Here is a 13,275-nt window from a genome sequence, read left to right as displayed (position 1 = left end):
ATGCGATGACCTCGGGCATCAGGCAGATGCCCGCACCGCAGTCCGTACTGAACACCGCGAACGGTGTGAAGCTGATCACATTGCCTGTGGGAATTTCCTGTTAAATTGATGATGATCCATCCGATGCCGGAGGGCACGGCCATGCAAAGCACAGCTTGTTTGGAATGGATACAGCGTTGGCGTAAGCGGGGATCGGTTGTTGCTTTTGTCGCCTGCTGCAGCATCTGCCTGATCTCGGCCTCTGCCACGTGTGCTGCCCAGGCTACCTTCAAACCCGCGGATCAGCCTAACGGCACGCCATCGGAAGACCCGACAGCAACCGCCGTCTTCATTGTCGACGCAAAAAAGTGCGAGAAGAAGGCTTCCGACGCCTGGTCGGAACCTGAGGTATGGGCATGGCAACAAATCTGCCGGCATCTCAACGTCGATTTCGACGAGAAGGAAGCGAACGACTACGCGGACAGACAGGGGGACAAGGATTCACCCAAGCGCGATGCCGTGTACCGGCAGAAGCTTGAAGCTCTTCGAAAGGCGAACAATGAGAACCCCGAGAAGCTGGCCACCGACGAATCGCGAACGCTCAGCAGCAAATTTCTGGCGATGATTTTCGGCGACCCGGAATTGAGGCATCACACGTGGAACGTGCCGCTCAGGTTGTTCGGGTTCAGTACCGACCGACTCGTTATCGACACCGCGGCGCTGAAATCGCTGGATATACAAAACGCATACGTCGAGAGGTTCGTAATCCAGAATACGACCCTTGATGGTGATCTCAGGTTGGAGAACTCCCACTTGGCAAGCATCAAGATGCAATTGGTAGCGGCCAAGCATTTCCTGCTGAATAAAGTATCGGTTACCGCGAAGAAGGTCGGACCGGACCATGTGGGTCCCAATCCGCCGCCATTCGATGCAGAGAAGCCAGATGGAGCACTGACGATTCATACGGCACGGATCGAGGACCGGTTATCAATCTTGGAAGGGTCCTACGACGCCATCGACTTGAAGCGCGTGAAAGTCGGCGACCTCTTCATCCATCAGCCTGACTGGAACCGCTCCAGGGACACCAATAAACCAGAGCTGAGCATCACTGAGTCCGTGGACCATGGGGTCTTCACCTTTCAGGTCAGCCCTGCGGGCGCATCGCCCCAGCGGATCAAGCTCGACCAGTTCATCTTCGCCAATGCCTATCTCGGTCCGGACCCGATGCCGGTCATCCGCGCCATGGATGCATACGCCGGGATCCGCACTAACGGCCGCCCGGACCTGGAGCCATATACGCTGATCGCCAAGTCATATGCACAACGGGGTGAAACCCACAACTCCGACAAAATCCTGATTGCCAAGAACAACCAAGACTGGCACTGGGCGGACATAGCGTCGCTGGATTTTGTTGGCCTCACTTTCACATGGCTTGTAGCCGATTACGGCTTCCATCCGGAAGTAGGCTTCTTGTGGATCCTCGGATTCGTGCTGCTTGGCTGGGGAATCTTCTGGCACGCCTCCAATCGTCTGGCAGCAGGTTCGTACCAACCGAAAAGTCCTTTCCTGTTAGCTCTGGATTCAGTGATACCGGGCATCCACTTGGACAAGAGCCACCAAGATGTACGCTATGATGGATGGCCTCAGGGCATGCTCTATCTGCTCCGGATCCTTGGCGCCGTGCTGGTCTTCGTTGCCTTCAGCTATCTGCAGAAGAAGGTGCTAGGCTGACCGTTGGAGGTCGTTTCTTCCGTTCAAATGCACGTCGTGCATGCAAGCCCTCGCTGCATACACGCGCCTGCACGTATCGAAGCGAGATTGTTTAGTTGAATTCTCGTGGATGACGGCAGATCAAAAACAAATGAACGTCGAAGATCAAACGTCGTCGCTTTTGTCAAATCGCGCCGTGCGCGGCGGCGAGTTGTGTTCAGCATCTCATCTCTGAATCTGCGTGAAAAGCTAGATGGAATCTAAGCCCGCCGCATTGTGACCGCACCACGACCTCCTGTAGGTCGCGATCTCGGTAGCCGACAGAAGTCGGCTGGGGATTTTGGGGCGACTGATCTGATGACGCGCGGGACTACACTTCACAAGAAAACCCTTCTGGCTGCAGCAAGCGCACTTGCGTTGACGATTGATGGCGGAGACGCAGCCGTTGCGCAGACGTCGCACGAGCTTCCGGCCGTGCAGGTGCACGCGCCAACTCCGCGCGCAGCGCGTCGTGTCGCACCGCGCCAAAATGCCGCAACTGCACCGCGTGCAGCTCCGCGCCCCGTCGAGCCTCGTGCGCGGACGACACCGCCAACCGGGATGATCGGCAGCCTGCCGCCGTCCTATGCGGGCGGGCAGGTGGCTTCGGGCAGCCAGGTCGGCATGCTCGGCAATCGCAACGTGATGGACACGCCGTTCAACCAGACGAGCTACACCGCGCAGACGATCCAGGATCAGCAGGCGCGAAAGCTCGATGACGTGCTCGCCAACGAGCCGTCGATCCGCTCCTACGCGCCGCGCGCCTACGGCTTCGACTTCGTGTCCATCCGCGGCTTCAACGTGCCGAGTTCGGCCTACGGCATCAACGGATTGTACGGCATCGCATCGGGTTTCTCGTTCTCGTCGCTGGCGGCGATCGAACGCGTCGAGGTGCTGAAGGGACCGGGCGCGCTGCTCAACGGCATGCCGCCGGACGGTGGCGTCGGCGGCAGCATCAATCTCGTCACCAAGCGTGCCGGCGACGACCCGATCGCGCAGCTAACCAACACCTATGCGTCACGCTCGCAGTTCGGCACGCATTTCGATGTCGGTCGCCGGTTCGGCGAGGCCAACGAATTCGGCGTTCGATTCAACGGCAGCTATCGCAATGGCGATACCGAGCTCGCCAACCAGAGCCAGGAGCTCGGGACCGCAGCGCTCGGCCTCGACTACCGCGGCGAGCGCGTCCGTCTGTCCGCGGATGTCGGTTACGAGAAGAATAACATCGACGCCATGACGCGCTACGTGGTGCTTGGTCCGGCCCTGACCGGCGTGCCGGTGCCGCCGGATGCACGGGCGAGCTTCATGCCAAGCTGGGGCTATTGGAACGGCGAGGGCAAGTTCGGCCTCGTGCAGGGTGAGGTCGACATCACCGAAAACCTGACGGCCTACGCCCAGGCTGGCGTGGTACAGGGCGAGACCAGGTATCTTTATTCGGATATCAGGCTCACCAACCTCAACGGCAATTTCGACGGTTCGCCGCGACTGAACAGCCAGACCCGCGACCAGGCGGCGGTGCAGGCGGGCTTCCGCGCCTCGGTGGATACCGGGCCAATCCACCACGCGATCAATTTCGACGCGACGGGATCCGAAGGCGACGTCGGCATCATCAACACGACGGGCACGGCCTTCACGTCCAATCTCTATAGCCCGCGTCCGAGCCCAACGCCGCTGATCTCGGTTGGAGCACCGCCAAAAATCTCGGATACGCATCTGTCGAGCTTCGGCATCGCCGACACCATGTCGGTGGCGAACGGTCGCGTCCAGTTCACCGCCGGCGTGCGCCAGCAATATGTCGAGAGCCGGTCGTTCAGTACGACGACCGGTCTGCAAACCGGCGGCTATGACACTTCGGCAACGACGCCGGCCTATGCGGTGGTGATCAAGCCGCTGGAGAACGTCTCCATCTATGCCAACTACATCGAAGGGCTCGAGGCCGGCACTGTGGTCGGCGCTCAGTATGCCAATGCCGGCCAGGTGCTGCCACCCTATCGGACCCGGCAGTATGAGGTCGGCGCCAAGGTCGATTGGGGCCGGATCACCACGACCGTCAGCGCCTTCGACATCAACCGGCCGCTGCAGCTCGTCGATTTCGTCACCAATACGCTGACGCAATCCGGCGAGAGCCGCAACCGCGGCGTCGAGCTGAATGTCTTCGGTGAGGTCACGCCAGGCGTGCGGCTGCTGGGTGGCGTGATGTTCATCGATGCGCGTCAGGACAAGACCGAGCGCGGGCAGTTTGACGGCTACCGGACTTTCAGCGTGCCCGACACACAGCTCAATCTCGGCGGCGAGTGGGATGTGCCGTTCCTGCGCGGCCTGACGCTGACCGGACGCGCGATCTATACCGGCAGCTTCTTCGCCGATCAGGCCAATACGCTCCTGGTCTCGGACTGGACACGCTACGACGCCGGTGCGCGCTACACCTTTACGGCGCCGTGGAATAACAAGCCGGTGGTGGTGCGCTTCCAGGTCGAGAACCTGTTCGACAAGAACTACTGGCAGGGCGCCAACACCAACAGATACGTCTATCTCGGCGCGCCCAGAACCTATCTGGTCTCAACAACCTTCAACTTCTAGCGATGGCTGAAACGAAACGCTCGCGCCGTCCCTGGCGCGAGCTCGAGAGACGGCCTGACCCGCGGAGCCAAACCATGTCTAACCGACGAACCGAAAAGCAGCTTGCCCTTGGTGCTCTGCTGATCATCCTGCCCCTGCTGTCTCCTTGCGGAGCAGCGAGAGCGCAGACCGTCAACTCGTTCGAGGGCGACCGCGGACCGGGTCAGGCGGTGTGCAAGTCGAACGGAGGGCCGATCCATTGTGATCGGGCGGAGATGGACGTTGCCGCGAGCGGCAAGCAGGTCGTGCAGGTCACGTGGCAGAACGTCAACGTGTACGACACTGCGGGCAAGCTCCTGAAATCCACGCCGCTGGCCGCACTGATCCGCAGTGCTGGGCTCGACCCGAACCCGGCCAAAGGCGGCGGGCCGTTCGAGCCGCATATCGTCTACAACGAGTTCATCGAGCGCTGGATCATCACCGTGACCTGCGCCAACGACTGCACGCTTGTGAGCGCCAGCGCCGACGCGACGGACTCGTGGGGTGGAACCTACCTGTCCTGCCTGCAGGGCGGCCCATGCCTCGACCGCAATCCCGGCATCAAGCTGGGCTACGACAAGAACGGCGTGTACATCTGCGGCGGGCACGCCGGCGACGACAATCCCAATACGGTGCCGGGCGTGTCCTACGACTGCTTTGCCGTGCCGCCGGAAGAGATCAAGGCGATCGCGCAAGGCACAGCGCCACCCCATATCAACCGCGGCCACAACCTGCCGCTCGACATCGTCCCTGCGGTTGACCACGATCGATCAAAAGCCGCATCGGCTCCGGCGTTCTTTGCCAACAAGAGCTGCGACCACGCGGCGCAATACTCCTGCCAGCGCTCCACCAATTTCTCGTTCCACTGGATCGTGAACACGTTCACGTGGAATGGCGCCACCGGCACCTACAATGCCGGCGGCGCTCAGCAGGTGATCAAGACCGACATCGGCTCGAAGGAAAACAAGTGGCTCTACAACTCACCGTGCTGCGGCCAGACCATGTCGATCCCGCAGGCCGGCAGCGACGTCACGCTTCGCGCCGCAACCAGCCACCGCCTGATGAATGTCGTCCAGCACGGCTCACGCTTGTACGGCGTCCTCGGGTCCGGGCCATGCACCGACTCCTGCGGAGCGCAAGGCGCTGATGCCAACAATTTGCTGATCTGGGTGGACCTCGATTGCTCGCAGCCGACCGCCTGCGTGGTCAGCCAGACGGCGAAGATTGCCAGCCCTGACCATCACCTGGAGTTTGGCACGATTGGCGCGGATGATGCGGGGAACCTGGGCATCGTCGGCACGTCCTCAAGCGCCCGCACAAACCTGTCGGTCCTGCTCTGGACCCGTCGGCAGGACGATCCGGCCAACACGTTCACGAGCCCGACGACGGTCGTCGCGGGCACGCATCCCTACACCTGCCCGAATGAGAGGAACGTGACCCCGATGGGGAATTCGGTCGGCACCCTGACCGCGCTCGACCCCGTGGACCGCAAGACATTGTGGGCGACGCAGCAATGGGCCAACGATGCCACCCCCTGCGTCTGGAACACGCGCATCGTCGGCTACAAGATCGCACCGGAGAAGCGCTGATGGTCCACGTCCCAATCGGCGGTGTTGACTTCCCAGGTGGCGTGGCGCACGCCCACTTGGCGCTGCAGGTCTTGGCGCTGCAGGTCCCATTGGAACTTTCTCCCGCGCGGCGTTTTTAGTGGTCCGGCGTGGTGAGTTAGTTGCGCATGCGCGCCTGGCACTAAGTGCACCTCGCCTCCGTCTCTGGGAAGGAGCTTTCCCGCGATGGAGCATGAGACCAGGATTGAAAATCGACTTCTGGCCGCGCTGCCGCAAGCGGACCTGGATTTGCTTGCGCCCCATTTCCGGAAAGTGACGCTCAAACGCGACGCCGTCCTGGCGCGATCGGGCGATCTGATTGAGCAGATCTATTTCCCTTCCAGCGGGCTGGTCGCACACATTATGGACATGCCGAACGGACAAACGGTCGCCACCGCGATCGTCGGCAGAGAGGGCGCGGTAGGCATCCTTTCGGCGCTCGGACCGGCGCGCTCGCCGATGACGATGGTGGTTCGCGTCGCCGGAACGGCTTTGCAGCTCTCTCCGGCACGCTTCCATGCGGCGCTCGAGCACAGCCACGCCCTCAAGGCCGCCGTCAATAGGCTCAACAGGGCCCTGATCGTGCAGCTCCAGCATGTTGCGGCTTGCAATGCGTTGCACTCAGTCGAAGCCCGGTTGGCTCATTGGCTGCTGCACATCCACGACCGGACCGAAAGCGACATGCTGCCGCTGACGCAGGAGACGCTTTCGGAGTTGCTGGGCGTGCGACGAACGACGGTGACCCATGTCGTATCCAAGCTCCGCGCGACGGGAGCAATCCGCTCCAATCGGCGAAGCTCGATCGAAATCGACAGGCCGCGGCTCGAAGCAGCGGCATGCGAGTGCTACGAACTCATGCGCAGCAGGATCGACCGTATTGTTTCGACGCACGAGATGACGCCGCACCGTCACTCTTGGCCTGCGCATGAGAGGCCTCGCACGCCCACCCCGCTGCCGACCGCCGAGAATGGAGTGCAGCACCGCGCGCGCCCCCACGGAGGGACCGCTCACCGTGCAAGGCACCGTTGAAGAACGGTTAGCTATGGCATGCCAGCCTCAGCACACCCTCCTCGCTCCCTCGTCCGACTCGTAGACCCATGCTTCCTTGGCAAACCATTCATGGCTGGTCTGGCACATCGAGCAATAGGTGCGCGCGAAGAACACCGTACTGCATCGAAACTTCTCGCGATCGGCTTTGATGCCCGTTGGGATTGCGCGTCCCGTCTGCGGGCATTTGATCATGACGATACCCATCTTGGTCCTCCCTCAATGTCCCGAGTTGCTGCATCAGCAGCATTCCGCGGGCCATCGGCTGGACTCCGCCTCTTCTCGCGGGAGGCGCTTGTGTCCAGCCGATTCTCCGTGGCGCTTAAGAGAGGTTCGATCTAGGGACCTGTCCGCAGCACCCTGGCAAGACTCTTCCTGATAGGCTCGGCAGTCTCCTTCGCCACTTCCCGAGTGAGCTCCCACAGTTCCTTGTTCTGAGCGGAGGTGACCTCAAAATTCTTGCGGCCATGCGTGGCCGATAGCTGGATGATCTCCGGCAGCGACTTCGTCCCCATCAGATGTGTGAGAAATTCGAGAGCGGAGCTGGTGTTCGTGCCCGAGATCTCGATCAACTTGGCCGCGTAGTCGGCGGCGCCTTTCGCGTTGGTCGAACAGGCTTCCTTGAGGATGTCAGCGATCTCGCCAGAAGCGGCCTTCATCCTTTCGCAATTCTCCTTTGCGCGCGCCATGCTTTGCTCGGCGATGCTGTGATACACTTCCGGCATCGCGAACAGCGGCATGTCGAATCCGCGCTTCGCGTCAGCACCGGCATTCGGATTGGCGTTATTTTCATTCGAATTCGCATTGTTCACGGGTTGTAATCCTTTCAAGCGAGACTGAGACCAACGGCAGTTCGATACGCATCCCGGCTCTCTCGAAGCGTGCGTGCCACGAACGAGCCGGAAGGATTTCCCAGATGGTCGGCCCGGACGGGGTTGCCGTGTCGTGCCGCCATTTACCGAACTATGGTCGACCAGCGCCGAAGCTTCGGTTCGCTTTCTGACTCACGAAACGTTTTTCGTGGGCAGGGACCGCCTCGCTCCGTCGTGAGCCGCAATCTCCGAGTGCGATGCAACAATCAGCGAAGCACATGACGCACAATATAGGGTAGGCGTAGACCGTCGAGTCGCCGGCGCTAAATTGGTCGATCGCAAGAAAGGGGATCGCACGCACGCGCGGGTCGGTCGAAGCTCTCCAGAATGCCAGGTAATCCTCGCGGCTGCGTTTGGCCTGCGCCTCGTCGCCGGCGACGCGCCATGCCAGCGCAATGATGGAACGCGCTGTATAATCGCTTGGATCTGCCTTGACGCGTCGCTCCATGTAGAGCGGGACCCGCCGCATGTCATGTGCGGCGGCCGCGGCCTGTGTTGCCTCCTTGTAGAGGGCGCTGTCCAGCGAGCCGGACAACGTCAGGTCGTCGTAGATCGGCAATGCCTCAGCAGGCTTCCCTCGATATTTTCCTCGGCTGCGACCGGCCCACCAATGCAGCAGATCGCAAGGAGCACAATTGCCATCACCGACCGCATCGGCTGTTGCCATTTCCGTGGAAACGGGGCGTAGGCTTGATGTGCTCGCAACTTAAGGTAGCTAAATACCACCCGCCACCGCCTCGGTTGCTTCGCATGCGGCCGATCTATTGCATCTCGGCGCATCGCCAGCAAGACGTCGTGTATGACAATGCAAGCGTAGCGCGAGTGCCCGAGGAGCGGACTAGAAACGCTCAGCTCTCGCACATCTCCTGGACCTCGATATCAGCAGCCCGGTAGCTGGCGGCCTCGAGCTTTTCCACCAGGTTGCCAACGGTGTACGTCAGGTGCACGGTAACCTGCGATCTCAGTCCTTCTCGGGCATCCAATGATTGGATTCACGCGGCCACCGTGCGACGCCGGGGTCATCGAGGCGACACCGGCTTTTGACGCCGCCCTGTCACAGAGACGCAAGTGGCTGACATTGGCGGCGACCGTCATTGGGTCCAGCATGGCCCTCCTCGACGGCTCGGTCGTGAACATCGCGCTTCCCGCAATCCAACAGGCGCTGAATGCGGATGCGGCGGCGACACAGTGGATCGTCAACGCCTACCTGCTGCTGCTCGGTGCGCTCGTGCTGATCGGCGGCTCGGCGGCCGATCTTTACGGCCGACGCCGGATTTTTGTTTTGGGCATCGCGGTCTTCACCGCCGCGTCCATCGTCTGCGGGCTCTCACCGAATATCATGGTGCTTATCGCCAGCCGTGCGGTTCAAGGTTTTGGTGCCGCGCTGCTAACGCCGGCCAGTCTGGCCATGTTAGGAGCGACTTTCGGCAAGGATGAACGGAGCCGGGCAATCGGGATCTGGGCGGGCGCGGGTGCACTGATGATGGCGGCGGGTCCGATGCTGGGCGGCTGGCTCGTCGACCAGGTATCGTGGCGGGCGATCTTTCTCCTCAATGTCCCGCTCGCCATTGCCGCGGCCGGACTTGCGCTTCGCTTCGGCTGCGAAAGCAGCGATCCCCGGGCAAAGCAACTCGACTGGAGCGGCGCCGCCTCAGTCGCGATTGGCCTTGCTGCGATCACATGGTCTCTGAGCGCCATTCCGGCGTCGGGATTTCGCGACAAGACAGTGCTGGCTGCCCTGGGAGTGGGAGCTGCTTTCCTAATCTCGTTCGTTGTGATCGAAGCCCGTCTCCATGAGCGGGCGATGATGCCGTTGTCGCTCTATCGATCACGCGATTTTTCAGCAACCAATGCATTGACGCTGTTGCTCTACTTCGCGCTCGGAGGTGCGCTCTATTATCTGCCGTTCGGCCTGATCCGCGTCGGCGGCTACTCGGCGACCCAAGCCGGCGCGGCGCTGCTGCCTTTTGCCCTGATCATGGGATTCGGGGCGTCATTTGCCGGGACCATTGTCGACCGTTTGGGGCCGCGGCTGTTGCTCACTGTCGGGCCCCTCGTCGCGGCCTGCGGATTGGCGATGCTTGCTTTGGTCGATCTCAGGCAGAGTTACTGGATCAGCGTGTTTCCGTCGATGGTCATGCTGGGCGTGGGGATGTCAATCACTGTTCCGCCACTGACGTCGACTGTGATGGCGGCCGCCGGCGAAGCCCATGCCGGGATTGCTTCAGGCATCAACAACGCGGTCGCTCGCGTTGGCGGCCTGCTCGCGGTTGCAGCGCTCGGGGCGGTGTTCTTTGCAAACTTCTTGCATGATCTTGCCGGAGCAACGCCCGCGCAAGCCAACGAGGCCCTCAATGCCGTGATGTCCGGACAGGCGGACGCTCATGCAGGGGCAATAGCCGCATTCGAGCGCGCGCTACGCACGATCATGCTGGTGCCCGCAAGTTGCGCCGCACTTGCCGGCCTCGCCGGTTGGGTGTGGATCGCGCCGCGCCCCGAGCGTGCAGGCGCCTGAGACGCGCCCACCCTGTATACTGCCGCATCCCACGCGCTAATCGGTTGTGTTGACTTCCCAGGTGGCGTGGCGGACGCCCGGCTGGCGCTGCAGGTCCACCGCGACGGTATTGAGCTCGTTGGGATCGACCGACGTGCTGACCAGCGTCGCCACGATCTCCAGCAGATCGTCACCGACCTCTTGAACCTCGACATCGGCAACCGGATAGCTGGCGGCTTCGAGCTTCTCCACCAATTGGTCGCGCATGTGGGGCAAGGCTTCGGTGGAGACTGCGAGCTTGAAATAGTAGGTCGCCTCCGACGCCAGTTCGTCGAGCGGAATGCGGTTGATGGCATTCACCAGCGGCCGCAGCAGCGTGTTGCCGGCGAGGATGAACACCGTGAGCGCCGCGGCTTGCGCCTCCATGTCGGCGCCGGCACAGGAGCCGACCGCCGCAGACGTCCACAAGGTGGCCGCTGTGTTGAGCCCGCGCACGTCCATGCCCTGCTTCATGATGACGCCAGCGCCGAGAAAGCCGATGCCCGACACGACATAGGCGATCACCCGCACGGCGCCGTCTGCGCCCGCCAGCCGCATCGCGAGGTCGACGAACGCAGCCGCTCCGACCGCGACCAGTACATTGGTGCGCAGGCCGGCGGTGCGCTGGCGATATTGCCGTTCGGCGCCGATCAGCGTGCCCAGCACGAAGGCTGTGGTCAGGCTCATCAGCGTGTCGAAGAAATCAGCGAGTTGGAAGGTCGTCAGAAACCGCATAGCCCCTCAATACGGCTTGGACACGACAGGTGATTAAAACGCCAACAGACCCCCGTCGCCGTCTTCGTCCGCGAATGCCAATAGCGTACCCTTGGCGTTCCAGGCGAGCGCCGCGACCGGCACGCCCTTGTTTTGGCGGAGCAGGATCTCGGCCCCGTCCTCCATCCGCACCATCAGTACGGTGCCGTCACTGTAGCCGGCCGCCAGAATGTCGTCCTTCGGGTGGCAGGCGACGACTGCGACGCGCGCCTGCAATGGCGCCAGCATCGCCGGCTGCTTGCCCATCGGGCCGTCCTTGGAGGCGAAGGGCCAGATGATGACGGTGTCCGCGCCTGATGTGGCAAGCCCCTTGCCGCCGGCGCTCCACGACATCGAACGCACCCGGCCGGGATAGCCGCTCATGCGCATGTGCCTGTTGTCGGCAAGCCGCCAGCCATGCAACGCCGGCTCATGCATCGCGGTGACCAGGAATTTGTTGTCAGGGCTGAAGGTGACGGCGTGATGGGAGCCGGCCCATTCCAGGAATTCCGGCTTCGCCGCCATGTTGGGAAACCACAGCGTCGCGCCGCCATAATGGGCGATTGCGAGCCGGAGGCCCTTTGGCGCAAAGGCAAGGCCGCCGACGGTGGACGGCGCATCGAAGGACTTTTCCTCGCCCTTGGCCGGACGCACGAACGCGGTCTTGCCCACCGACCATGCCACCGCGCCATCGGAATGCAGCGCCACGGCATCGATCCAGCGCCGCTTCGGGTCGGTCGCCAAGGTCGAGACCTCGCCCTTGGCATTGAGGGCGACCAGCTTGCCGTCGTCACCGCCCATGACGATCCGCTCGCCATCGCAGACGGAGCAGAGGATTGCGCCGCCATGCACCGGCGTCTGCGAGACTTCGCCCTCCCCGCCGACGATGGCGACATTCTCCTCGGTGCCGATGAAGTGGGCGGTGTCGCCAAGGAAATGCACTGATGTGACGGCCATGCCGAGCGGCACTGGCCGTACCTGGTCGGTCATCGAAGCGATGGAGGGCACCTCGCCCGGGTCGAACTCGCTCATCACGAGACGATGCAGCGCTCAAAGCCGTCGCGGATCGCCTGCTCGGGCAATTCGCGGCCGATGAAGACCAGCCGGCTCTCGCGTGGCTCGTCCTCCTTCCACTTCCGCTGATGGTCGCCTTCCAGCATCATGTGGACGCCCTGGAACACGTAGCGGTCGTCATCGCCGGCGAAGGCGAGGATGCCCTTGGAGCGCAGGATCTTCTGGCCCTCGGTCGCCACCAGGTTCTGCAGCCACGGCATGAATTTCGTGGGGTCGAGCGCCTTGTCGGTGCGCAGCGACAACGACTGCATCTCCTCGTCATGGTAGTGCTTCATGCCGTGGCCGTGGTCATGGTGGTGATGGTCATGGCCATGGTGGTGATGATCATGATCATGGTCATGATCGTGATCGTCGGCTTCCAGGAAATCCGGCTCGATGTCGAGAATGCGGTCGAGGTCGAAGGCGCCGCGCTCCAGCACGTCGGCCAGTTCCACCTTGCACCGCTCGGTCCGATGCAGCTTGGCGTAGGGGTTGATGCCGCGGATGCGGGCCTCGACCTCGGCGAGCTCGGGCTTTGACACGAGGTCGGTCTTGTTCAGCACGATGACATCGGCGAACGCGATCTGGTTCTTGGCCTCGGGCGCGTCCTTCAGGCGGTCGCTGAGCCATTTGGCGTCGGCCACCGTGACGACGGCATCGAGCCGGGCGTTCTTCTGCACGTCCTCGTCGACGAAGAAGGTCTGCGCCACCGGCGCGGGATCGGCCAAACCAGTGGTCTCGACGATGATGGCGTCGAACTTGCCCTTGCGCTTCATCAGCCCGTCCATGATGCGGACGAGGTCGCCGCGAACGGTGCAGCAGATGCAACCGTTGTTCATCTCGAACACTTCCTCGTCGGCCCCGATGATCAGGTCGTTGTCGATGCCGATCTCGCCGAATTCGTTGACGATGACGGCATATTTCTTGCCGTGGTTCTCGGACAGGATGCGGTTGAGCAGCGTGGTCTTGCCGGCGCCGAGATAGCCCGTCAGCACGGTCACAGGGATCTTTTGCGAAGAAGGTTCTGGCATGGCAACTCCGGGGGCGGAACTTGGAACGCGCTGCCCGGGCCGGCAGGGAGGGC

The 13,275-nt window shown here is 62.3% G+C and carries 11 protein-coding genes; 5 read left to right on the top strand and 6 right to left on the bottom strand.

Features of this window, described 5'->3' with window-relative positions:
* Nucleotides 1–123: 123 nt before the first annotated feature.
* The 4 genes from ACZYOF_RS11415 (at nt 124) to ACZYOF_RS11400 (ending at nt 6,962) form a co-directional block, all read left to right on the top strand.
* Nucleotides 124–1,710, top strand: coding sequence for a hypothetical protein (locus ACZYOF_RS11415; protein ID WP_463715813.1), 1,587 nt, complete (start codon nt 124–126; stop codon nt 1,708–1,710).
* A 579-nt stretch (nt 1,711–2,289) separates the two neighbouring features.
* Nucleotides 2,290–4,308: a TonB-dependent receptor gene (locus tag ACZYOF_RS11410; RefSeq protein WP_463715812.1), complete on the top strand. Its 2,019-nt coding sequence runs from the start codon at nt 2,290–2,292 to the stop codon at nt 4,306–4,308.
* A gap of 74 nt (nt 4,309–4,382) precedes the next feature.
* Entirely contained in the window at nt 4,383–5,915 is a 1,533-nt protein-coding gene (locus ACZYOF_RS11405; protein WP_463715811.1) for a hypothetical protein, read from the top strand.
* A 204-nt stretch (nt 5,916–6,119) separates the two neighbouring features.
* A complete protein-coding gene (locus ACZYOF_RS11400; RefSeq protein WP_130578728.1) occupies nt 6,120–6,962 on the top strand; it encodes a Crp/Fnr family transcriptional regulator in 843 nt (280 codons plus the stop codon).
* A gap of 27 nt (nt 6,963–6,989) precedes the next feature.
* Here the strand turns inward: ACZYOF_RS11400 and ACZYOF_RS11395 are convergent, their stop codons facing one another.
* From ACZYOF_RS11395 to ACZYOF_RS11385, 3 genes are all read right to left on the bottom strand, one after another.
* On the bottom strand, nt 6,990–7,187 hold the full coding sequence (locus tag ACZYOF_RS11395; RefSeq protein WP_130578729.1) for a hypothetical protein: 198 nt from the start codon (nt 7,185–7,187) through the stop codon (nt 6,990–6,992).
* A gap of 131 nt (nt 7,188–7,318) precedes the next feature.
* Entirely contained in the window at nt 7,319–7,792 is a 474-nt protein-coding gene (locus ACZYOF_RS11390; RefSeq protein ID WP_463715810.1) for a phasin family protein, read from the bottom strand.
* Nucleotides 7,793–7,943: 151 nt separating this feature from the next.
* A complete protein-coding gene (locus ACZYOF_RS11385; RefSeq protein ID WP_463715809.1) occupies nt 7,944–8,411 on the bottom strand; it encodes a hypothetical protein in 468 nt (155 codons plus the stop codon).
* A 423-nt stretch (nt 8,412–8,834) separates the two neighbouring features.
* Between ACZYOF_RS11385 and ACZYOF_RS11380 the strand changes: the two genes are divergently transcribed.
* The gene (locus ACZYOF_RS11380) at nt 8,835–10,367 is read left to right on the top strand and encodes an MFS transporter (RefSeq protein WP_463715808.1); all 1,533 of its coding nucleotides are present in this window, start codon (nt 8,835–8,837) and stop codon (nt 10,365–10,367) included.
* 36 nt (nt 10,368–10,403) lie between these two features.
* Here the strand turns inward: ACZYOF_RS11380 and ACZYOF_RS11375 are convergent, their stop codons facing one another.
* From ACZYOF_RS11375 to ACZYOF_RS11365, 3 genes are read right to left on the bottom strand one after another with little or no spacing between them, the layout of a single operon-like run.
* Nucleotides 10,404–11,120, bottom strand: coding sequence for an MgtC/SapB family protein (locus ACZYOF_RS11375; RefSeq protein WP_463715807.1), 717 nt, complete (start codon nt 11,118–11,120; stop codon nt 10,404–10,406).
* A gap of 33 nt (nt 11,121–11,153) precedes the next feature.
* Nucleotides 11,154–12,170: a WD40 repeat domain-containing protein gene (locus ACZYOF_RS11370; protein WP_463715806.1), complete on the bottom strand. Its 1,017-nt coding sequence runs from the start codon at nt 12,168–12,170 to the stop codon at nt 11,154–11,156.
* The gene (locus ACZYOF_RS11365) at nt 12,170–13,222 is read right to left on the bottom strand and encodes a CobW family GTP-binding protein (protein WP_130578735.1); all 1,053 of its coding nucleotides are present in this window, start codon (nt 13,220–13,222) and stop codon (nt 12,170–12,172) included. Before ACZYOF_RS11365 ends, ACZYOF_RS11370 begins: the two co-directional genes overlap by 1 nt.
* Between the last annotated feature and the right edge of the window lie 53 nt (nt 13,223–13,275).

It is taken from the genome of Bradyrhizobium sp. LeoA1Lang (assembly GCF_055413685.1).
This window is presented reverse-complemented; position numbering and strand designations above follow the sequence as displayed.

Bases quoted from the DNA above. Each gene is read 5' to 3' on its own strand.
- ACZYOF_RS11415 (WP_463715813.1), top strand. From the start codon at position 124: ATGCCGGAGGGCACGGCCATGCAAAGCACAGCTTGTTTGGAATGGATA.
- ACZYOF_RS11410 (WP_463715812.1), top strand. From the start codon at position 2,290: ATGATCGGCAGCCTGCCGCCGTCCTATGCGGGCGGGCAGGTGGCTTCG.
- ACZYOF_RS11405 (WP_463715811.1), top strand. From the start codon at position 4,383: ATGTCTAACCGACGAACCGAAAAGCAGCTTGCCCTTGGTGCTCTGCTG.
- ACZYOF_RS11400 (WP_130578728.1), top strand. From the start codon at position 6,120: ATGGAGCATGAGACCAGGATTGAAAATCGACTTCTGGCCGCGCTGCCG.
- ACZYOF_RS11395 (WP_130578729.1), bottom strand. From the start codon at position 7,187: ATGGGTATCGTCATGATCAAATGCCCGCAGACGGGACGCGCAATCCCA.
- ACZYOF_RS11380 (WP_463715808.1), top strand. From the start codon at position 8,835: ATGATTGGATTCACGCGGCCACCGTGCGACGCCGGGGTCATCGAGGCG.
- ACZYOF_RS11375 (WP_463715807.1), bottom strand. From the start codon at position 11,120: ATGCGGTTTCTGACGACCTTCCAACTCGCTGATTTCTTCGACACGCTG.
- ACZYOF_RS11370 (WP_463715806.1), bottom strand. From the start codon at position 12,170: ATGAGCGAGTTCGACCCGGGCGAGGTGCCCTCCATCGCTTCGATGACC.
- ACZYOF_RS11365 (WP_130578735.1), bottom strand. From the start codon at position 13,222: ATGCCAGAACCTTCTTCGCAAAAGATCCCTGTGACCGTGCTGACGGGC.